The organism is Marinifilum sp. (genome assembly GCF_965230805.1).
GTDB lineage: Bacteria > Bacteroidota > Bacteroidia > Bacteroidales > Marinifilaceae > Marinifilum.
Window position 1 is genome coordinate 1494183 of record NZ_OZ246019.1, and the last position, 21894, is coordinate 1516076.

Consider the following 21894-nt stretch of genomic DNA (forward strand, 5'->3'; position numbering starts at 1 on the left):
GGTTAGTCGCGTTCAATGTCATTAAGTTAAGGTCACTTCACAATGCATTGCGTTGGTTTTTAGTGACCTTTGGTTTAACTCTATTTCTGTATTTATCCTTATGCCTTTCAAAACTTCGATTGGGTCTTATTGGAATCAGATGCTTTCTGAAAATATCTTTAAGTTCTGAAAAAACGGTGTCTATATCTTTGTTTGAAAGAAACAATTCTACAATTCGATCTTTCAAGAATCCATAGGATAAATTACTGTTTACTTTGTATTTATACTTTGTTGTTTGATTTTCCTGTAATTCATCATTCAATTCTGTTACCATCAGAGTTTGAATATTTGAGATGAATAGAGCTGCATAAAAATCTTGCAGAATGCACTGATTTGAATAACCTGAAAACAATTCTACTTTTATCTTATTCTTTAATTCATCATAGAAATTTTCTACTCCCCATCGTTTAAAATACAAATCCTTGAAAATTCCCGTAGGATAGTTTTTACTGCATAATAAAGTTGTCATTAACAGTTCTGTTGTTCCATCAGCGAGATCTACTCTAATTAAGCGTACTTTTATCGAATCATTTTTGGAGTAAGTTTTATTCTTTAACGATACATTTTTGCCCGGCTTCATATCAATGATGCTTGAATATTTACCACTTGCAATAAACTTTTGTGTTGCAGCATTAAAGCTAATTTTTGCTCGGATTAAACAATCAATTTCTAATTGTAAGTGTTCATAAATCAAATCGAAAGAAGGATATCCTCTATCATAAATAACCAAATCATTGCTTTGAGTAGTTTGTAAATGGTCTATTGCTAATGATTTTTCGCCTGTCGACAAAGCTCCTAACTTTCCATCAATCACGTAATTGTTTAGTACGTCATATAAAACAGACAATCGGGCTTGAGCCACAGTTGTTTTGGTTTGATTTTTTGTAGCGCCATAAATGGATCTTAACTCTTTTGTATCAGGCAAAGATATTCTGGTTCCATCAACAGCTAATAACCGAAAGCCTTTCCAGAGTTTTACAGACTCATCATTATCGGTATAAAATTCATGAGTTAACACCTGAGAAAGTTCCTTAAAAACACGAGGATCAATTTTCTTTCGGCTCTGCACAAAGGCACTTTTCGAAAATGATCTTATATTGATATTCTTAACGAAACTATAAATCTCTATGGCAAGACTTTTTCTTAAAAAATTCATCATGAAGACTAATGTGGTTGAGAATGTTAAGACTCTATCTCGGGTAAAATCCTTTTCATTCATTCGAAACTGAAACTTTAATTGTTCCGAAAATAAATGTTCTCGTATTTTTTCTACAATAAATTTAGTAGTTTTTTTTCATCATAATAACTCTCTGAATACTATATAAATATAGCAAAAAAATGCCTAAAAACCTTGCTATTTATGCTGTTATTCAGCATTTTACATCCTTAACTTAATGACATTGTAGTCGCGTTCCCGAGGCAACCAATTGCCAATCTCTGCTTACAATCTTTCCAGTGCTGTGATTTAACCAGCGACGACGCTTTAAATGAAGTAATAATGCTTTATCTAGCAGAGGAAAGTCCTGAACCGTAACAGCTGGAGAGAAACCCTTGGATTCTAATTTATCCTGAGAATATTCCGAAGGAGGTAGGTTGCGTTCTTCTAAATGAACATTAACAGCCTCTCCATCAAGTATGATGTTGGCGATAATAAAATAATCCAGTACTCCTTCGGGAAGAAATAAACGAACTAGTTGTTCGTAATTTTCCTGATCAGTCATCTTTTACGTTTCAATTTTGCTGGCACAAAGATGTATGTTTTCAATCTTACCCACAAGTTTTCTACTTGATCCCATATCACCACATTAGCGTGCCTAAGTTTAATGCAAAAAAAAAGAGTCTCATTCCATCAGGAATAAGACTCTTTAAAGATTGGCATCGACCTACTCTCCCACATCTCTGCAGTACCATCGGCGCTAACGGGCTTAACTTCTCTGTTCGGAATGGGAAGAGGTGGAACCCCGTCGCTGTAAACACCTAAAATCGTTGTTGACTTTTCATTGTTAATCATCTTTTTTGTGATTAACCGTCAATCTAATATCATAGACATATTGAAAATAAAGTAAAAATAACCGCCGTTCGATTCAGCGATTGACCCCGCCACTCAGAAGCTTTCGGGTAATTAGTATTGCTCGACTTTGATGTTACCACCTTTACATCTGCAACCTATCAACGTTATCGTCTCTAACGACCCTTAAAGGAAATCTCATCTTGAGGTAGGCTTCGTGCTTAGATGCTTTCAGCACTTATCCCTGCCCAACGTAGCTACTCTGCTATGCAGCTGGCGCCACAACAGATACACCAGAGGTTAGTCCAACCCGGTCCTCTCGTACTAGAGTCAGATCCTCGCAAATTTCCAACGCCCACAACAGATAGGGACCGAACTGTCTCACGACGTTCTGAACCCAGCTCGCGTGCCACTTTAATGGGCGAACAGCCCAACCCTTGGGACCTTCTCCAGCCCCAGGATGTGACGAGCCGACATCGAGGTGCCAAACCGCTCCGTCGATATGAGCTCTTGGGAGCGATCAGCCTGTTATCCCCGGAGTACCTTTTATCCTTTGAGCGATGGCCCTTCCATACGGAACCACCGGATCACTATGCTCTACTTTCGTACCTGATCGACCTGTTTGTCTCACAGTCAAGCACCCTTGTGCCATTGCACTCTTCACACGATTACCAAACGTATTGAGGGTACCTTTAGAAGCCTCCGTTACTCTTTTGGAGGCGACCACCCCAGTCAAACTACCCACCACACACTGTCCGTCGTTAGACGTTAGACTTCAGATAAGCAAAGGGACGTATTTCAAGGATGACTCCAGAACCCCTGGCGAGGCCCCTTCATAGTCTCCGTCCTATCCTACACATCACTTACCCAAAATCAATGTGAAGCTGCAGTAAAGGTTCACGGGGTCTTTCCGTCCCGTTGCGGGTAATCGGCATCTTCACCGATACTACAATTTCACCGAGCTCATGGCTGAGACAGTGCCCAGATCGTTACACCATTCGTGCAGGTCGGAACTTACCCGACAAGGAATTTCGCTACCTTAGGACCGTTATAGTTACGGCCGCCGTTTACTGGGGCTTCATTTCAGATCTTCGCCGAAGCTAAACCCTCCACTTAACCTTCCAGCACCGGGCAGGTGTCAGGCCTTATACGTCATCTTTCGATTTTGCAAAGCCATGTGTTTTTGGTAAACAGTCGCCTGGGCCATTTCACTGCGGCCTCCCGAAGGAGGCGTCCTTTCTCCCGAAGTTACAGGACCATTTTGCCGAGTTCCTTAGCCATGAATCACTCGAGCGCCTTAGTATTTTCTACTTGACTACGTGTGTCCGTTTGTGGTACGGGTTTCTATTACCTGATGCTTAGAGGTTTTTCTTGGAAGTAAAATTACACGCACTATCAGCGCTGCCGTAGCATTGCTGTACTATCAGATTTCAGCTCAAAGACCGGATTTACCTGGCCCTCTCATAGCATACGTCATTCAACGAACTATTCCGTCAGTTCGCGGCATTGTCATCTCTTCGTCACCCCATCGCAGTAATAGAAAGTACCGGAATATTAACCGGTTGTCCATCGAGTTCGCCCTTCGGCTACCCCTTAGGTCCCGACTTACCCTGATCCGATTAGCGTTGATCAGGAATCCTTAGTCTATTGGCGTGCGGGTTTCTCGCCCGCATTATCGTTACTTATGCCTACATTTGCTTTTCTAAAAGCTCCACAATACATTACCATACTGCTTCTGCGCCGTTAGAATGCTCCCCTACCAGTTAGAATAAATTCTAAATCCATAGCTTCGGTGGTATGTTTATGCCCGATTATCATCCACGCAAGATCGCTCGACTAGTGAGCTGTTACGCACTCTTTAAATGAATGGCTGCTTCCAAGCCAACATCCTAGCTGTCTAAGCAATCTCACCTCGTTTGTTCAACTTAACATACACTTGGGGACCTTAGCTGATGGTCCGGGTTCTTTCCCTCTCGTCTGTGGACCTTAGCACCCACAGGCTCACTGCCAGATATAAGTTATAGCATTCGGAGTTTGTCTGGATTTGATAGGCGGCGAAGCCCTCGCATCCAATCAGTAGCTCTACCTCTATAACTCTCGACTCTGACGCTGCACCTAAATGCATTTCGGGGAGTACGAGCTATTTCTCAGTTTGATTGGCCTTTCACCCCTACCCACAGTTCATCCGAACACTTTTCAACGTGTGACGGTTGGGCCCTCCACTCTGGTTTAACAGAGCTTCAGCCTGACCATGGGTAGATCACCAAGTTTCGCGTCTACCCCCACTAACTTTACGCCCTGTTCAGACTCGCTTTCGCTTCGACTTCGCACCTGAAGTGCTTAATCTCGCTAGTGAGGAGTAACTCGTAGGCTCATTATGCAAAAGGCACGCAGTCACACCATAAAGGTGCTCCTACCGCTTGTAGGCGTACGGTTTCAGGTACTCTTTCACTCCTCTGTTCGAGGTGCTTTTCACCTTTCCCTCACGGTACTTGTTCGCTATCGGTCTCTCAGGAGTATTTAGCCTTACCAGATGGTCCTGGCTGATTCACACAGAATTCCTCGTGTTCCGCGCTACTCAGGATACTACTAGAATTACTTCGCTTACGTGTACGAGACTATCACTCTCTTTGGCTTGTCTTTCCAAACAATTCCACTTCACTTAGTTCTTCATATTGCAGTCCTACAACCCTGACATTGCCGAAACAATATCAGTTTGGGCTAATCCCCGTTCGATCGCCACTACTAGGGGAATCACTTTTGTTTTCTTCTCCTCCGGGTACTTAGATGTTTCAGTTCTCCGGGTTTGCCTCCTTTTCAGGATACTCATTGCTGAGTGGGTTGCCCCATTCGGAAATCTACGGATCAAAGGTTATTTGCACCTCACCATAGCTTATCGCAGCTTATCACGTCCTTCTTCGCCTCTGAGAGCCCAGGCATCCGCCATACGCCCTTAATTACTTCTTTTTGTGCCAATAAAAGTATTAAACTTTCATCTCGAAATCAATCGTTGTTTCTTTACTTTGGTTACTTCTACTTTACTACTTTCAATATGTCAAAGAACTTTTAAAATACACCATTTTGTATCTTTCGTGGAGAATATCGGAGTCGAACCGATGACCTCTTGCGTGCAAGGCAAGCGCTCTAGCCAGCTGAGCTAATCCCCCATATTACGTTTCACTTATTTAATTAATAATGAATATTGTGTAATTAATAATTACAACAGCTTTCCATTGTTAATTATTAATTGATAATTATTAATTAAACCTGTAGTCCTGCGCAGATTTGAACTGCGGACCCCTACATTATCAGTGTAGTGCTCTAACCAACTGAGCTACAGGACTAAATTAATAATCCATATGCTAGCGGTTAATCACCCTAACGCTATGGGTTATGGTATATTAAAATGAAAACAAGTAAAAAGTCAGGCAAAACAGAACAATACTCTGTCTTATCACCATAAACATTTTGTCGATATCCTGAATCTCCAGAAAGGAGGTGTTCCAGCCACACCTTCCGGTACGGCTACCTTGTTACGACTTAGCCCCAGTTACCAATTTTACCCTAGGTCGATCCTTAACGGTTACGAACTTCAGGTCCCCTCGGCTTCCATGGCTTGACGGGCGGTGTGTACAAGGCCCGGGAACGTATTCACCGTATCATTGCTGATATACGATTACTAGCGAATCCAACTTCACGGAGTCGAGTTGCAGACTCCGATCCGAACTGAGACCAGCTTTTGAGATTAGCATCCTGTCACCAGGTAGCTGCCCTTTGTACTGGCCATTGTAACACGTGTGTAGCCCTGGACGTAAGGGCCGTGCTGATTTGACGTCATCCCCACCTTCCTCTCACCTTACGGTGGCAGTCTCGCTAGAGTCCTCAGCATTACCTGATAGCAACTAACGATAGGGGTTGCGCTCGTTATGGGACTTAACCCGACACCTCACGGCACGAGCTGACGACAACCATGCAGCACCTTGTAATTTGCTCCGAAGAGAAGATCCGTTTCCAGATCAGTCAAACTGCATTTAAGCCCAGGTAAGGTTCCTCGCGTATCATCGAATTAAACCACATGTTCCTCCGCTTGTGCGGGCCCCCGTCAATTCCTTTGAGTTTCATTGTTGCCAACGTACTCCCCAGGTGGATTACTTAATGCTTTCGCTCAGTCGCGCACGGTGTATCGCGCACAACGAGTAATCATCGTTTACGGCGTGGACTACCAGGGTATCTAATCCTGTTCGCTCCCCACGCTTTCGTCCATCAGCGTCAATATCAGTTTAGTGAGCTGCCTTCGCAATCGGTGTTCTACGTTATATCTATGCATTTCACCGCTACATAACGTATTCCGCCCACCTCAACTAAATTCAAGACCTGCAGTATCAATGGCAGTTTCACAGTTGAGCTGTGAGATTTCACCACTGACTTACAAGCCCGCCTACGGACCCTTTAAACCCAATAAATCCGGATAACGCTCGAATCCTCCGTATTACCGCGGCTGCTGGCACGGAGTTAGCCGATCCTTATTCATACGGTACATTCAAACACCTACTCGTAGATGCAATTATTCCCGTAAAAAAGCAGTTTACAACCCATAGGGCAGTCATCCTGCACGCGACATGGCTGGTTCAGGCTTGCGCCCATTGACCAATATTCCTCACTGCTGCCTCCCGTAGGAGTCTGGTCCGTGTCTCAGTACCAGTGTGGGGGACTATCCTCTCAGACCCCCTAAACATCATCGCCTTGGTAAGCCCTTACCTTACCAACTAGCTAATGTTACGCATGCCCATCTTGTACCCCAAAAAGGTTTAAATCATCTCCCATGCGAAATATGATTGTTATGCGGTATTAATCCGGATTTCTCCGGGCTATCCCCCTGTACAAGGAAGGTTGCATACGCGTTACTCACCCGTGCGCCGGTCGTCATCTACTGCAAGCAGTAATGTTACCCCTCGACTTGCATGTGTTAGGCCTGTCGCTAGCGTTCATCCTGAGCCAGGATCAAACTCTTCGTTGTATAAAAGTTTTTATAAATTCTGTCTCATTCAGATTATCAAAGTTTAATGGTAATTTTTTATTGACAAGGTTGTATTCTTGTTTTTACCTAACTTCTTGTTTTCAATATTTTCAAAGAACGTTCCGTTCTGCTTTTTCCTTCTAAACCTCCTGAAAAATCAGGCGGAAAAGCGAGTGCAAAGATAAATAAAACTTTCTCCTAAATCCAAATAAAATTTGGAATATTTTTGAAGTTTTTTTTACCCGATGCGACCTCCATCAGATCAACACCTCACTCACAAAACTTTTTTTTAAACTCCCCTCGTTTGAGAAGCGGCTGCAAAGATAAATACTTTTAATTTATAATTGCAAATGTTTTTTTAACTTTTTTTTCCGAGCCTCATCCCTCTCCAAAGCCTCATAGATACTAGTGCTCCAAAGAATTAGCTCTTATCAAAAGCGGCTGCAAAGATAAACGTTTTATTTTTACAATTCCAAATCTTTTTCAAAAAAAATCTAAAACTTTTCAAAATTGTAATTGCTATCTAATATGTTATCGTGGATAAACCACTCCAAAATCCCTCAAGAATTACTCTAACGCCTTACCCTTGTAAAGCGGCTGCAAAGATAACGCATCATTTTCCAATATTCCAAATCGACTTTTCCAAACTTTTTCTTAACACCAAGCTAACATCCTGATAACCCGAAAGAAAAAAATTAGAAAAATTTTCAACGAATGTGTTTTTTACTCTTTTAAAATGTCTATTCGATCATTTTCCAATTATAAGCATCCACAATGCTCCGGTAGGGATAGTAGCGGCATCCATTTTTTAATTCTTAGAAAAAAGATAGAGCGGATAGCCCGACCCGAAGGGAACCGGCATAATAAATATTGGCTTTTCACTCTTTTTAACAAATGGAAATGACAGTTTTATTACAGATATACTATCTTCGTGCAGATAAATTGTTTTACACTTTAATTCTCTGAAGGTGACAGATAGACTTGTTATTATTCCAACCTACAATGAAAAAGAAAATATTGAGGCCATTGTTAGGAAAGTATTTTCGCTGGAAACGGCATTCGATATCCTAATCATTGAGGATAATTCTCCTGATGGAACGGCGGATATTGCGAAAAGCTTGCAAAAGGAGTTTTCACAATTGCACATGATTGAGCGCAAAGGAAAACTTGGCTTGGGTACTGCTTATATTACTGGTTTTAAATGGGCTATTGCAAACAATTATGAATACATATTTGAAATGGATGCTGATTTTTCGCACAATCCGGAAGATTTGATCCGTTTATATGAAGCGTGTGCAAAACAAGGTGGAGATATGGCAATCGGTTCGCGATATGTTTCTGGTGTAAATGTTGTAAATTGGCCCATGGGTAGAGTTTTGATGTCGTATTTTGCATCGAAATATGTACGGTTGATTACCGGGATGAAGATTCACGATTCAACTGCCGGCTTTAAATGCTATACCAAAAAAGTACTGGAAACCATCAATCTGGACAAGATTCGATTTAAGGGATATGCTTTTCAGATTGAAATGAAATTTACAAGTTGGAAATTTGGCTTTAACATTATTGAAGTACCAATCATCTTTACGGACAGAACAAAAGGTACATCAAAAATGAGTGGTGGTATTTTTAATGAAGCTGTTTGGGGAGTTGTTAAAATGAAGCTACGTAGCTTCTTTACGAAATACGAAAGATAGATTGTCACTATACTTAAAACTAAGCAAGCAAAATGTCGACTTATTTAATACAAAATGCCTTAATCATTAATGAAGGCAAGAAATTCGCAGGAAGTGTTTTGGTTAAAGATCAACTGATTGAAGAGATATACACATCGGATATAGCAGACATTGATCCAAGTTGGATTGTAATTGATGCTGGCGGCAGATTGTTATTGCCTGGTGTAATTGATGATCAAGTACATTTCCGTGATCCGGGAATGCCACACAAGGGTGATTTATATACTGAATCGAGAGCTGCTGTCGCTGGAGGAACCACTTCGTTTATGGACATGCCGAACGTGAAGCCCCAGACAGTAACACAGGAATTGCTAGCTGAAAGATATCAGCTAGGTGCTGAAAAATCCTTAGCAAATTATTCCTTTTACATGGGAGCTACCAATGACAATTTAGAAGAGATTTTAAAAACCGATCCGAAATCGGTTTGCGGAATTAAGATATTTATGGGATCATCAACGGGTAATATGTTGGTGGATGATATTGAAACCCTTTCGCAGATTTTTGAAAAAGCTCCTCTTTTGATCGCTACGCATTGTGAAGACAGTCCGATGATTGAAAAAAATCAGGCTGAATTTGTAGAAAAATATGGCGAGGACATTCCTATGGAATACCATGGTATTATTAGAAGTGCAGAGGCTTGTTTCAAATCGTCATCGAAAGCCATTGAATTGGCCAAAAAATACAACACCCGTTTGCACATCCTTCACTTATCGACAGGAATGGAGATGGATTTATTCGACAATTCGATTCCATCGAAAGACAAAAGAATTACTGCCGAAGTATGTGTGCATCATCTGTGGTTTGATGACAAAGACTATTTGACCAAGAAAGCCAGAATACGATGGAACCCAGCTGTCAAGACAAAAGCAGATCAAGAAAAACTTTGGGAAGCATTGCTTGATGACAGATTGGATGTTATTGCAACAGACCATGCTCCGCATACCGAGGAAGAGAAAGACGGCAATTATTTGAATTCTGCTGGTGGAGGCCCTTTGGTTCAACACTCTTTGATCGCAATGCTTGAACAGTCGCGACGTGGTAAAATTAGTTTGGAAAAGCTTGTTGAGAAAATGTGCCACACTCCTGCTAAAATTTTCCAGGTTGCTAATAGAGGCTTTATCCGTAAAGGATATTTTGCCGATTTGGTTCTTGTTAAGGAAGAAGATTGGACTGCCAAGAAAGAAAATACCTTGTACAAATGTGGCTGGACTCCTTTTGATGGAGAGAAATTCCAGTATATGGTTGAAAAAACCTTTGTGAATGGACATCTGGTGTATGACAATGGTAAGTTTAATGAAAGTAAAAAAGGGATGCGCCTGAGTTTCGATCGTTAATAAACACATGATATACCTATAGAACATGAAAAAATTCTATTATATATTAACAGCTCTGATTACCTCGGGGCTGTTTTTGTTTTCTTGCCAAAACAAAACAGAAAGCTTGCCAACGAAAGCGCAAGGTGAGCTTATTGCTGATCCTATTATATATGAAGTGATCGTAAAAAATCCAAACCCGGATGACGAATGGCTAAATGAATGTTTAGAAAACACAAATAGTTCATTTCTAATAAAAGAGATTTTGAATGCCGTTAATAAAGGAGATCTTAAAGCTTACGATTATTACGACAATCATCTCTTAACTCAGAAAGAAATTAAAAATATTATTGAGGAGAATGAATTAAATACAAGAACAGGAAAAATTCAATTCGAGGAAAATTGGTATTGGGATAAAGATCAGTTAAAACTTCTCAAGGAAGTCAAAAAGTTAATGTTTGGATTTGAAATATATGATGCTTCTGGTAAGTTACATGGCTAAAAAGCCAGTTTCGTAATTGTTTTAGAAAAAACTGATTAAGGTTTTTCACTACATTTGCATCACCAAAACTTTAATTTCAGGAAGAAGTTCATCCTGATTCTCAATTTTAAAAATACAATGAAAGTACTATTTATAGATTCAACACATCCTCGATTATTAGAAATGTTGCAGGATGCTGGTTTTGACTGCACATATGCTCCTAAAAAAAATAAAGATGAATTACTGGAAATTTTTCCAGAGTTCGATGGTTTTATAATTAGAAGTAAATTCAAGCTTACCAAAACCGAACTGGATATTGCCTCTAAGCTAAAATTTATTGGTCGTGTTGGTGCCGGACTTGAAAACATTGATGTTGAATATGCCGAAAGCAAAGGTATTAGATGTTTTAATGCTCCCGAAGGAAACCGCGATGCAGTTGGAGAACATGCTGTTGGCATGTTGCTTACTTTATTTAACAACCTGTGCCGCTGCAATTGGGAAGTTAGAAATGGAAAGTGGAGACGCGAAGAGAATCGTGGAATAGAGATCATGGGTAAAACCGTTGGTATAATTGGCTATGGTAATATGGGCGGTGCTTTTGCTCGCAGGTTGCAAGGATTTGGTTGCAAAGTAATTGCCTACGATAAATACAAATTTGATTACTCAGATGAGTTTTGCACTGAAAAACAATTGGAAGATTTGTTTGAACAATGTGATATTTTAAGTCTGCATGTTCCACAAACAGAAGAAACCATGTTTATGGTGAATGATGGGTTCTTAAATAAATTTAAAAAGCCAATCTTTTTAATTAATACAGCAAGAGGAAAAGTAGTAAGAATTGCTGATTTGGTTAAAAATATTGAATCAGGACAAGTAAAAGGTGCTTGTTTAGATGTTTTGGAATACGAAAAAACTTCATTCGAAGATTTGCATGCTAGTGAACTTCCTACCGAATTTCAATATTTAATTGAAGCCGAGAATGTCTTGTTAAGTCCGCATGTTGGAGGTTGGACCCACGAATCGAATATTAAATTATCAGAAGTTACTGCACAGAAAATAATTGATGAATTTGCTCTGTAAATTACAATCTTGCAATAAGCTGAGTTCGATTTTTTTCGAACTCAGGCCATTCTACACTGTTTTTAATTTAATCACCCGACTCTTTAATCGCTCAGCCAAATTGAATAAAAGCTCAATCATAGAAAAATCAGAGTACCATTCATTGGTAAGATAAATTCCAATATGCGATTTTCCCTTTAATTCAGGAATGAAATCGATATTCAACATATTTACACCCACTTTTAAGCGCATATCAAAATCGAACACCTTTAAAATTACTTCTTGAATTTTTGTATTGGTGAAAATTTGATTTGTGCCGATGGCCGTAAAATCCTCAAACACTACTTGCGAATCAAAGGCATTAATGCCCGTTTTGTAATGAATCTTCTTACTAAACAAATTCATTTTATCGAAGACCTTCATTTTACGAATACAAATTTTCGTTTCAGTTGCTACATCAATGGGAAAAAACACTCCACTGTAAGAAAAAAAATGATCTAATTTGCGAGAATCTGCAAAGCAAGCAAAAAAAACTTGCTTCTCATCATTTTCCGGAATACTAATAAATCTTCGATAATAGCTTACAGGATGCAGGCTGTTAGAAGGGTGTAATTTCTCGCAACAATTAATTTTTCGATGCGTTTTAGAAGCAAAATCTTTTAATTTTTCGATGCTTGATTCTTCATTTTTCATTTGACTATGGTGGTTTTAATAGATTCAAAGCTTTAATGATTATCAAGATACGTTGATTTTTATAAATACCATTATTACCATTACAAATCAAACTAAAATCCATAAGCCATTCCTACTCCAAAATAATGATAAGCCTCATCGGTTAATTCAATTTCCGACTCCATAATCAGAGACCAACCATTACCAACCGAAACCTGTATTCCCAGAGGAATCCATAGAGGAATTTTGCTTGTATTGCCAAAAACAATGTCCATATCCAAACCTGTAATCAGGTTTGTTCCTCTGGCTAATGGCACTGTCACATTTGCTGTACCATCCAATGCAAAATCGTGAAAATGGTGAGCTCCTGCCGACAAGGAAAGCGTTTTACTGAAACCAAATTCCAAATCACCCCCATAAAAATTTTCATTGCCAAAAGCACCAAACTTTGCTCCCAAGTCAATATTCTGCCCCAATCCAACACCTGCATGAAAAAACATCATAAAATCGGTATCGCCATCATACACCAACAAGGATGGTTCGAAACCAATGGCAGCTTCACCCCCTTTTAAGATTCGGGAAGTATTAAAAACCTGTGCTTTTGTAAGAAAAGCCGCACTCATCAATAGAATTAGAATAATTGTCTTTCTCATTTTGTTCATTTGTTATCAATTCAACTTTTTAACTGAATGAGAACTGTTTTTATTGCTGTTGATGCTAAAAAAATGAGTTGGATAAATACGGAAATGCTGTTCTGACCGTCAGAAGCAGACTACATTTTGTGGTAGTGTAGCACCACAATTTTTCATTGCAGTTTGAAAAAAAATCCCTCTTCAAAGATTGAAAAGGGATTTAGGCAGCGTTTATAATTTCGTTAATAAATAGCCTTTGCAATATCTCTAACGCAGTTTGACGCCATTAATGTATAAAAATGCAATGATGGCACACCATGTTGAATTAACTCTTTGCTTTGCTGAATTCCCCACTCAACACCAACTTGTTTTACTTCTTCGTTGCTTTTGCACTTTCGCACCTCTGAGGCCAAGGCTTCGGGTATTTCTGTTTTAAAAATCTGCGGAAGCACATTTAATTGTGACAAAGCAGATATTGGTTTAATTCCGGGAACAACAGGAACTGTAATACCAGCTTCTCGAACCTTTTTCTCGAAATCGAAAAACTTCTGATTATCGAAAAACATTTGCGTTACGATGTACTTGGCTCCGGCATCAACTTTTTTCTTCAGCCAATACAAATCAGACTCTAGATTGGGAGCCTCTTCGTGTTTTTCGGGATAACCAGCCGTACCAAAAGAAAAAGGAGTTTCAAATGGATCAACATGAGTCCCATCCAAAAAGGTTCCATTGTTGATATCGTTCACCTGCCCAATCAGATCAATGGCATACTTGTGCTCTCCATTATTCGAAACAAAATCATGACGAGGCGAAGAATCACCCTTTAACAGCAGGAGATCATGAATTCCCAGAAAGTTAAGATCCAAAAGGGCATTTTCGGTTTCTTCGGGAGTAAAACCGCTACAGATTACATGCGGAACAACAGTAAGTTTGTACTTATTCTGAATGGCCGCAGCCACAGCCACAGTTCCGGGACGTTTGCGCGTAATCTTCTTCTCGAATCCGCCATTTGGTGATTCTACGAAAATCACCTCATCGCGGTGAGCTGTAATATTTATGTACTTCGGATCGAACTCACGAAGTTTTTCTATGGTATTAAATACTTTGTCAATACTATTACCCCGTAATGGAGGCAAGAGTTCGAAAGAGAAATAAGTGGCTTTATTCTCAATTGCTTTATTTAAATGTTCGATTACTTTCATCTGTTTATTTTTTTTTCCAATTGTATGATGGAAGCCTCAAGATCTGCAATAATTCTTTTAATCATGAACCTTTCATCTGCCTCCTTAGATATTTGCAATTGGTAGTTAGTTTACATTTAAAAACCTGATATGCATTGCGATATATCCTATATAATTGCACTTAATAATTTTCTTGCTTCTTTTTCTGATATTCCCTTACGATCGGCATAATCCTTAAGCTGATCCTCCTTGATCTTATCGATAGAGAAATAAATAGCATCGGGATGAGCCAAAATCAATCCGCTTACCGATGCTGCCGGATACATGGCAAAACTTTCGGTTAATGTTGCTCCTATGTTCTCCTCAACATTCAAGAAATCCCAAAGCACTTGTTTTTCTGAATGTTCTGGCAGAGAAGGATATCCAAATGCCGGACGAATGCCCTGGTATTTTTCGCGCAGCATTTCTTCAATGCCCAGTTCTTCATCAATCGCATAGCCCCAATCTTCTTTTCGGATTTGCTCGTGTAATAATTCGGTATATGCTTCGGCCAATCTATCCGCTAGTATTTTTATCATGATGCTATTGTAATCATCATTTTCATCGGCAAATCGTTTCAGACTTTCTTCAATGCCAAGTCCGGCAGTAACCACAAAAGCACCTACATAATCTATTTTTCCTGATTCAAGGGGAGCTATAAAATCACTCAAACACAAATTGCTTAAGCCTTTCGAGAACTTTTCCTGTTGGCGAATCTGAGTAAAGCGTTTCAACTCCGAACTTCTTTCCTCGTCAGCATAAATTACGATATCATCGCCCACAGCATTTGCAGGGAATAAACCATATACAGCACTTGCCTCAAGTAAATTCTCTCTGGCAATTTCATCGAGCATTTTATTGGCATCGTCGAATAGTTTTTTTGCCTCCTCCTTATAGTCAGGATCCTCCATGATTTCGGGATACATGCATTTTAACTCCCAAGCCACAAAAAAGAAAGTCCAGTCGATGTATTTTCTTATTTCATTGATCGAGAAATTCTTCTGCACTTGCAAGCCTGTTTTCTTTGGTTTATAAATTGGCGAGTTGATCCAATCGATAGCTTCGGCATTTGCCCTGGCGTCTTCCAATGAAAAATACTCTGCTGATTTTTGCTTGGCATGATCATTACGAACATGTTGATATTGATCTTTCACAATGTCTAGATATTCTTCCCGTTTGCTTGTATCACAAAGTTTCTTAAAAATTCCAACAGATTGCGAGGCATCGGTTACATGAACAACACCATTCTTATAATTTGGCTCTATTTTTACCGCAGTATGCAGTTCGGAAGTCGTTGCACCACCTATCACCAACGGAATATCGAATCCTTCGCGTTGCATTTCTTCGGCCACAAAGCACATTTCTTCCAAAGATGGGGTAATCAGGCCACTCAGCCCTATGGCATCCACATTTTCTCGTTTGGCCACATCCAAAATCTCGGAACATGGCACCATAACGCCCAAGTCGATAACATCAAAGTTGTTACATCCTAAAACCACATCAACAATATTTTTCCCAATATCGTGAACATCGCCTTTTACAGTTGCCATTAATATCTTACCGGCATTTTTTGCATCGGCAGCACTGCTTTTTTCTTCTTCGATAAAAGGCTGAAGATAAGCAACTGCTTTTTTCATTACCCTTGCTGATTTCACAACCTGTGGAAGAAACATTTTACCATCACCAAACAAATCACCAACTACATTCATACCATCCATTAAAGGTTTTTCGATAACCTCTAATGCACGTGGGTAATTTTGGCGCGCTTCTTCTGCATCTTCCTCAATGTAATCGGTAATTCCTTTTACCAAAGAGTAGGACAATCTTTCATTAACAGATTTAGCTCTCCAAGCATCAGTTTTTACCTGAGCTGTTCCCGATGATTTTAAGCCTTCTGCAAATTCTATTAAGATTTCCGTTGCATCAGGCTTTCGGTTTAAAACAACATCTTCAACTTTCTGTAGCAAGTCCGGTTCAATCTCATCGTAAATCTGCAGCATTCCCGGATTTACGATTCCCATATCCAAGCCTTCTTTAATGGCATGGTATAAAAACACCGAATGCATTGCCTCACGAACCACATTGTTTCCGCGAAATGAGAATGAAAGATTACTAATTCCTCCACTTATTTTGGCGTGAGGAAGGTTTGCTTTAATCCATTTTACCGTTTTGATAAAATCTACTGCATAATTGTTGTGCTCCTCAATTCCCGTAGCTATTGCCAATACATTGGGATCGAAGATGATATCCTCAGCAGGAAAACCAATGCGCTCAGTCAGTATTTTATAAGCTCTTCCACAAATTTCGATTCTACGCTCGTAGGTATCGGCCTGACCTTTTTCATCGAAAGCCATAACAACTGCTGCAGCACCATACCTTTTAATTCGAGTAGCATACTTTATAAACTCCTCTTCCCCTTCTTTTAAGGAGATGGAATTTACAATACATTTGCCTTGCACACATTTCAACCCGGCTTCCAACACCGACCATTTCGAGGAGTCAATCATCACTGGCACACGAGAAATTTCCGGTTCCGAAACCAATAATTTCAAAAACGTATCCATTTCTTTCTCGGCATCCAACATGGCATCATCCATGTTTACATCAATGATTTGAGCGCCGTTTTCGACCTGAGAACGAGCAACTGACAATGCTTCCTCGTATTTTTCTTCGCAGATTAATCGTGCAAACTTTCTGGATCCTGCAACATTTGTACGCTCACCAACATTTACAAAATTGCTCATCGAATTGATGCGTAACATTTCCAATCCGCTTAAGCGAGTTTCTGTTTCGATCAAAGGAATTTCTCTTGGGGCACACTCTTTTACAAGATCTGCAATTACCTGAATATGATCAGGCCTTGTTCCGCAACATCCACCAACAATGTTTACTTTCCTACCCTGCAGAAGCTCCTTTAAATCGCTAATCATCGTTTCAGGAGTTTCATCATACTCGCCTAACTCATTTGGCAAACCTGCATTTGGATAAACACTAACATAGGCAGGTAACAAAGTATCCAATTGCTGAATAAAAGGAACTAAGTCTTTGGCTCCAAATGCACAGTTCAAGCCCATGCTCAGCAGCCTGTCACTTTTCATCGAAGTAACAAAGGCTTCCAAGGTTTGCCCCGATAAGGTTCTTCCGCTTTTATCGGTGATTGTTCCCGAAATCATGATGGGCAGATCCAATCCTCTCTCATCCAGAAGTAGATCTGCTGCATATACCGCAGCCTTCGCATTTAATGTATCGAATATTGTCTCTATCAATAAGGCATCTACACCACCATCAATTAAACCTTTAATTTGTTCTGTATAGATTTCTACCAAGTCATCAAAACCAACATCTCTATAACCCGGGTCTTCAACCTTTGGAGACATGGATGTTGTTTTGTTGGTTGGACCAATGGCACCGGCAACCCATCTTGGAGTATGTGGATCTGTTTTTTGAATTTCTTCGATTGCTTCTCTTGCGTTCTTTGCCGATTCATAATTCAGCTCGTAAGCTAATTCTTCCAGCTCATAATCAATCAAAGAAATTGCATTTGCATTAAAAGTATTGGTCTCTAAAATATTAGCTCCTGATTTTAAAAACTCAAGATGAATATTCTTAATGATATCCGGCTGAGTAAGAGACAACAAATCATTATGACCTTTTTGATCAGCAGAAATATTAGCAAATCTTTCGCCTCTAAAATCAGATTCGCTCAACTTATGAGCTTGAATCATGGTTCCCATAGCTCCATCAAGAACCAAAATCTGATTTTCCAATGCCTGCTTTATTGTATACTTTTGCTTCATATTTTTTTAAAAGCTGTTAGCTATTAGCCTGTAGCAATTAGCTTGATTCTTAATAATTTAATTTGCTACGGTCAAATATATAGCTGTATTGTTATTTTTTTGCTCCACAAGCACATGATGCTTGTTTTGAATCTCTTCGATGGTTGCTGGTGTATAATGTCGAACCGTTATCAATTCCAGATCTTCACTTCTATCTACTTCGTACTTTTTGCTTAGTTCATCAATCAATTCCTGAATATTTCGTGCCGAACTATTGGCACAAAATGCAAAACTAACTGCGGTGTTTTGAGTAAAATTAAGCTTAATCCTAAACTTTGTAACGAGCGAAAAGATAAAAACCAGATCCTTTTCACCAATAAATGAGAAATTTAAAGGTTTTAGGTTTACCATCACCTGCTTTTTCTTCACAATATAGTTTGGCAGCATTGGCTGCGGCTGTTCTCCCTTTGTTATTAATGTTCCTTTCTGAGATGGATCGATAAATGATTTTACCCAAAGAGGAATCTGTTTTGCCTGCAATGGCTTTATGGTTTTGGGATGAATTACTCTGGCTCCGTAATACGACAATTCTATTGCCTCGTGATATGGAATCAAATCCAGTTTGGTAGTTGTTTCAAAATAGTCAGGATCGGCATTTAAAATTCCCAACACATCCTTCCAAATGATCATTTTATCAGCGCCAAGCAAATGAGCCAATATTGCTGCTGTATAATCCGAACCTTCGCGCCCCAGCGATGTGGTAAATCCTTCCTTATCTCGGGCAATAAAGCCTTGAGTGATGTATAAGGCTTGCGGATCATCAACAAATTTTGCATTCACTTTCTCTTTTGAGGATTCCCAGTTAATATTGGCATCCACATAATTGTTATCCGAATCCAAACAACTCCTGATATCAACCCATTTATTTTTCTGTCCTGTTTCGTTTAAATATGCAGAAATCATGGTAGTTGAAAGCAACTCTCCAAAACCAATCACCTGATCGTATTCAAAATTAAATCGATCGGATGATGGTTTTGACATTTTGGTTTCCAGCTCGATAAAAAGAGCGTTTATTTCCGATGCAATGTGCTCCGGCACTTCTTCATATAAATCGTGAAGCACTGACAGGTGATTCTTCTTTAGTGTCTCAAAATGTTTCCAACATTCATCACTCCCCAAAAAATATGCATCTACCAGTTCTTCCAGCAGGTTTGTAGTTGAACCTATCGCCGAAATCACAACAGTAAGGGGTCGCTTTACCTTAGCAATTATCTGACAGATGTTTCGTATGGCAGCTGCATCTTTTACGGATACTCCACCGAATTTGTATATTATCATTTTTTAGACTATTAGATCTTAGACATGAGAAATTATCGTATTCTCACAATTCTTATTTTGTTCTTCCATTTTTAATAATCTATCACTTAAGTGAATCGTATAAAAAGAGAAACTGTTGAATTATTACGCTCTTCCCTCTTAGGGGGAGATGGCGAGAGCCAGAGGGCTTTGTTTGTATTATTTCTTTCTACTCTTCCTCCCTTTTGCCTATCGGCATTTTCTCTACAAAAGAAAAACTCATCGTGAAGATGAAAACGAAATTTTCAATTATTCGTCGCCCAAATAGGCAAGGAAAATATCTCTCCCCTTAATTTGATGACGAATTTTTATCAAATCAGAAAGGTTCAATGTTCCAATTACGTAATTGAACTCTTTCCCTGTAAGAGATTCGCTGATATCTTTAAATTCGAACAAAGCCAAATCCTCCTTATTCGTGTATCTTAAGTATACTTCAACTTTCATATCGTTGGTATACTCCAAACCTCCATAATATTTTAACTTTTTGTACTCATATTTATAATTGTAAGCCAAAGCCGTGATATCCGACAATACAGCCGAACCTGTTGGGTGTGCTCCGGCACCTTTCCCATACATGAACTGGTTATCGTAGAAATTTCCTTGAATCAACACACCATTGTAATGACTCTCTACTGTATATGCATGTTCCTCAGGCTTCACAAACTTTGGTGCAACCAAAAGGTTCACATGATTTCCATTCACCTTGGTAACTTTGCCCAGCAATCTGATTTTATATCCTTTTTGCGAAGCCAGCTCAATATCCTTTGGCGACAGATTTGAAATTCCAGAATTGAAAACCTGATCGGGATGCACAAAAAGACCAAAACCATGAACCGTTAAAATGATCAACTTGTATAAAGTATCATAACCATCCACATCAGATGTTGGATCGCTCTCTGCAAATCCCAATTCCTGTGCTTGCTTCAAGGCAAGATCATAATCCAGTCCTTCATTAAAAATCTTCGTAAGAATATAGTTCGATGAGCCATTAAGAATTCCACTTACCGATTGAAGAAGATCATTGTCGTAATATTCCTCCAGATTTCGGATAATAGGAATACTTCCACAAGCCGAAGCTTCGTATACAAATGATACTTTGTGCTTCCATTGCAGCTGAATTAACTCCTCGATATGGTAAGCCAACATTTTTTTATTGGCCGAAACTACATGTTTCCCATTTTGCAAAGCCGTTTTTACAATCTGATAAGCAGCATCGGCATCATCAATCAATTCAGCAACAACATTTATTTCAGGATCGTTTAAAATATCATTAGGCTCGTAGCTTACAACTTTAGGGTCAATATCTCTGATTTTACTTTCATCTCTTACACACACTTTAACAATAGAGGCATCCAATCCTTTACTGTTTTTAAGAACATGGGCCAATCCAGAACCCACAACTCCATATCCGAATACACCTATTTTAAGTTTATTGCTCATTGATTTTGCTTTCTATTAAAAATGATTGTAACACTTTGCTTAATTGTTCTTGTTCCAATAAGAATCCATCATGACCATATAGCGAATGGATTTCCAAATATTTGGCTTGCGGTATGTTATCTGCAATGAATTTTTGTTCGTTTATTGGAAAAATCTGATCTGAATCGACACCGATCACCAATGTTCTCGACTTTATTTCATTCAGCGCTTTGATTAATCCTCCTCTATTTCTTCCGATATCATGACTGTCCATGATTTTTGACAAATGCCAATACGAGTAGGCATTGAATCGGCGAGCTAACTTTTCTCCTTGATATCTTTGGTAAGAGCTTGCTCTGTAATTGTCGGTTTTTCCTTCCTCATTTTCCTGTTGCGAATGATCGTAAGTTGCATAAGTTCTGTAGCTCAAAAGTGCGATGGATCTTGCCACTCGCATTCCGTGCAAACCTGCCTCATCACTCGATTCTTTCCAAGAAGGATCAAGCTCAATTGCCATTCTTTGCGATTCGTTAAAGGCAATTCCCCAAGGTGAATGCTTGGCATTTGAAGCCAACACCACCAAATGATCCAAGCTGCCGTTTAACAAGTAAGCCCACTCTAAAGCTTGCATGCCTCCGAGTGAGCTACCAATTATTGCGTGAATTCGCTTTATATTTAAATGTTTTCGTAAAATTTCGTGTGCTGCCACCAAGTCGCGCACTGTCAGTTGCGGAAAATCATGATAGTAAGCTTGTTCATTCTCCGGATTTTTGGAAAGGGGTCCTGTTGTACCGTAACACGAGCCAAGAAAGTTGGCACATACAATAAAATAATCCTTTGGATTAAAGAAATCCTTTTCGCCGAAAAGCCCGGCCCACCAATCGAAAACATCCGAATTAGCAGTAAGCGCATGACAAACCCAAATTACATTATTTCGCAATGGATCGTACTCCCCATAGGTGTGATAAGCAATGGTCAACTCCTTTAGGCGTTTGCCCGATTCAAGTTGTAAACCTTCTTTATGGATGTAACAATTTGGATTCACTGTTTAAAAGTTTTGTTTGTTGTTGTTGCTGTTTGATTTTGTGAGAACCTCTTTTCTGATAAGAAGATCAGGAATATCCCAATCGAAATTCCTTGCAAAGAATTCCGATCGGGATTGATTT

General features: G+C 39.4%; 13 protein-coding genes, 2 tRNA genes and 3 rRNA genes. 4 read left to right on the forward strand and 14 right to left on the reverse strand.

Annotated elements, in window-relative coordinates:
* Positions 1 to 37 precede the first annotated feature (37 nt).
* The 7 genes from ACO05S_RS05875 to ACO05S_RS05905 all read right to left on the reverse strand — a co-directional run bounded on the left by ACO05S_RS05875 (position 38) and on the right by ACO05S_RS05905 (position 7064).
* A complete protein-coding gene (locus ACO05S_RS05875) occupies positions 38 to 1315 on the reverse strand; it encodes an IS4 family transposase (protein ID WP_421921279.1) in 1278 nt (425 codons plus the stop codon).
* Positions 1316 to 1430: 115 nt separating this feature from the next.
* Complete coding sequence (locus tag ACO05S_RS05880; RefSeq protein ID WP_421920597.1) at positions 1431 to 1760, reverse strand: ISAon1 family transposase N-terminal region protein; 330 nt, start codon at positions 1758 to 1760, stop codon at positions 1431 to 1433.
* Between the two features lie 149 nt (positions 1761 to 1909).
* Positions 1910 to 2020 (reverse strand): 5S ribosomal RNA (gene rrf / locus ACO05S_RS05885).
* A gap of 121 nt (positions 2021 to 2141) precedes the next feature.
* Positions 2142 to 5014: ribosomal RNA gene (locus ACO05S_RS05890) — 23S ribosomal RNA — on the reverse strand.
* 126 nt (positions 5015 to 5140) lie between these two features.
* Positions 5141 to 5214, reverse strand: a tRNA-Ala gene (locus ACO05S_RS05895).
* A gap of 103 nt (positions 5215 to 5317) precedes the next feature.
* A tRNA-Ile gene (locus tag ACO05S_RS05900) sits at positions 5318 to 5391 on the reverse strand.
* A 147-nt stretch (positions 5392 to 5538) separates the two neighbouring features.
* Positions 5539 to 7064: ribosomal RNA gene (locus tag ACO05S_RS05905) — 16S ribosomal RNA — on the reverse strand.
* Together the 16S, 23S and 5S rRNA genes with 2 tRNA genes alongside form the textbook arrangement of a ribosomal RNA operon.
* A 968-nt stretch (positions 7065 to 8032) precedes the next feature.
* On the opposite strand from ACO05S_RS05905, the gene ACO05S_RS05910 reads away from it, so the two are divergent.
* From ACO05S_RS05910 to ACO05S_RS05925, 4 genes are all read left to right on the forward strand, one after another.
* Positions 8033 to 8761: a polyprenol monophosphomannose synthase gene (locus tag ACO05S_RS05910; RefSeq protein WP_421920598.1), complete on the forward strand. Its 729-nt coding sequence runs from the start codon at positions 8033 to 8035 to the stop codon at positions 8759 to 8761.
* A 32-nt stretch (positions 8762 to 8793) separates the two neighbouring features.
* Entirely contained in the window at positions 8794 to 10134 is a 1341-nt protein-coding gene (locus ACO05S_RS05915) for a dihydroorotase (RefSeq protein WP_421920599.1), read from the forward strand.
* Between the two features lie 25 nt (positions 10135 to 10159).
* Complete coding sequence (locus ACO05S_RS05920) at positions 10160 to 10615, forward strand: hypothetical protein (protein WP_421920600.1); 456 nt, start codon at positions 10160 to 10162, stop codon at positions 10613 to 10615.
* Between the two features lie 117 nt (positions 10616 to 10732).
* Positions 10733 to 11674, forward strand: coding sequence for a 2-hydroxyacid dehydrogenase (locus tag ACO05S_RS05925; RefSeq protein ID WP_421920601.1), 942 nt, complete (start codon positions 10733 to 10735; stop codon positions 11672 to 11674).
* Positions 11675 to 11725: 51 nt separating this feature from the next.
* Here the strand turns inward: ACO05S_RS05925 and ACO05S_RS05930 are convergent, their stop codons facing one another.
* The 7 genes from ACO05S_RS05930 to metX form a co-directional block, all read right to left on the reverse strand.
* Positions 11726 to 12346, reverse strand: coding sequence for a hypothetical protein (locus ACO05S_RS05930; protein WP_421920602.1), 621 nt, complete (start codon positions 12344 to 12346; stop codon positions 11726 to 11728).
* A gap of 92 nt (positions 12347 to 12438) precedes the next feature.
* Positions 12439 to 12978 carry a hypothetical protein gene (locus ACO05S_RS05935; protein WP_421920603.1) on the reverse strand — a complete coding sequence of 180 codons (540 nt, stop codon included), beginning with the start codon at positions 12976 to 12978 and terminating at the stop codon, positions 12439 to 12441.
* Positions 12979 to 13199: 221 nt separating this feature from the next.
* Positions 13200 to 14159, reverse strand: a complete 960-nt coding sequence (gene metF, locus ACO05S_RS05940) for a methylenetetrahydrofolate reductase [NAD(P)H] (RefSeq protein WP_421920604.1) — start codon at positions 14157 to 14159, stop codon at positions 13200 to 13202.
* A 146-nt stretch (positions 14160 to 14305) separates the two neighbouring features.
* A complete protein-coding gene (metH, locus tag ACO05S_RS05945; RefSeq protein WP_421920605.1) occupies positions 14306 to 17974 on the reverse strand; it encodes a methionine synthase in 3669 nt (1222 codons plus the stop codon).
* A gap of 57 nt (positions 17975 to 18031) precedes the next feature.
* The gene (locus tag ACO05S_RS05950) at positions 18032 to 19291 is read right to left on the reverse strand and encodes an aspartate kinase (RefSeq protein WP_421920606.1); all 1260 of its coding nucleotides are present in this window, start codon (positions 19289 to 19291) and stop codon (positions 18032 to 18034) included.
* Between the two features lie 267 nt (positions 19292 to 19558).
* Entirely contained in the window at positions 19559 to 20749 is a 1191-nt protein-coding gene (locus ACO05S_RS05955; RefSeq protein ID WP_421920607.1) for a homoserine dehydrogenase, read from the reverse strand.
* Positions 20739 to 21773 carry a homoserine O-acetyltransferase MetX gene (gene metX, locus ACO05S_RS05960; protein WP_421920608.1) on the reverse strand — a complete coding sequence of 345 codons (1035 nt, stop codon included), beginning with the start codon at positions 21771 to 21773 and terminating at the stop codon, positions 20739 to 20741. Before metX ends, ACO05S_RS05955 begins: the two co-directional genes overlap by 11 nt.
* Between the last annotated feature and the right edge of the window lie 121 nt (positions 21774 to 21894).

Coding starts and splice junctions, on each gene's coding strand:
- ACO05S_RS05880 (WP_421920597.1), bottom strand. CDS start 1,760: ATGACTGATCAGGAAAATTACGAACAACTAGTTCGTTTATTTCTTCCC.
- ACO05S_RS05915 (WP_421920599.1), top strand. CDS start 8,794: ATGTCGACTTATTTAATACAAAATGCCTTAATCATTAATGAAGGCAAG.
- ACO05S_RS05920 (WP_421920600.1), top strand. CDS start 10,160: ATGAAAAAATTCTATTATATATTAACAGCTCTGATTACCTCGGGGCTG.
- ACO05S_RS05925 (WP_421920601.1), top strand. CDS start 10,733: ATGAAAGTACTATTTATAGATTCAACACATCCTCGATTATTAGAAATG.
- ACO05S_RS05930 (WP_421920602.1), bottom strand. CDS start 12,346: ATGAAAAATGAAGAATCAAGCATCGAAAAATTAAAAGATTTTGCTTCT.
- ACO05S_RS05935 (WP_421920603.1), bottom strand. CDS start 12,978: ATGAGAAAGACAATTATTCTAATTCTATTGATGAGTGCGGCTTTTCTT.
- metF (WP_421920604.1), bottom strand. CDS start 14,159: ATGAAAGTAATCGAACATTTAAATAAAGCAATTGAGAATAAAGCCACT.
- metH (WP_421920605.1), bottom strand. CDS start 17,974: ATGAAGCAAAAGTATACAATAAAGCAGGCATTGGAAAATCAGATTTTG.
- ACO05S_RS05950 (WP_421920606.1), bottom strand. CDS start 19,291: ATGATAATATACAAATTCGGTGGAGTATCCGTAAAAGATGCAGCTGCC.
- ACO05S_RS05955 (WP_421920607.1), bottom strand. CDS start 20,749: ATGAGCAATAAACTTAAAATAGGTGTATTCGGATATGGAGTTGTGGGT.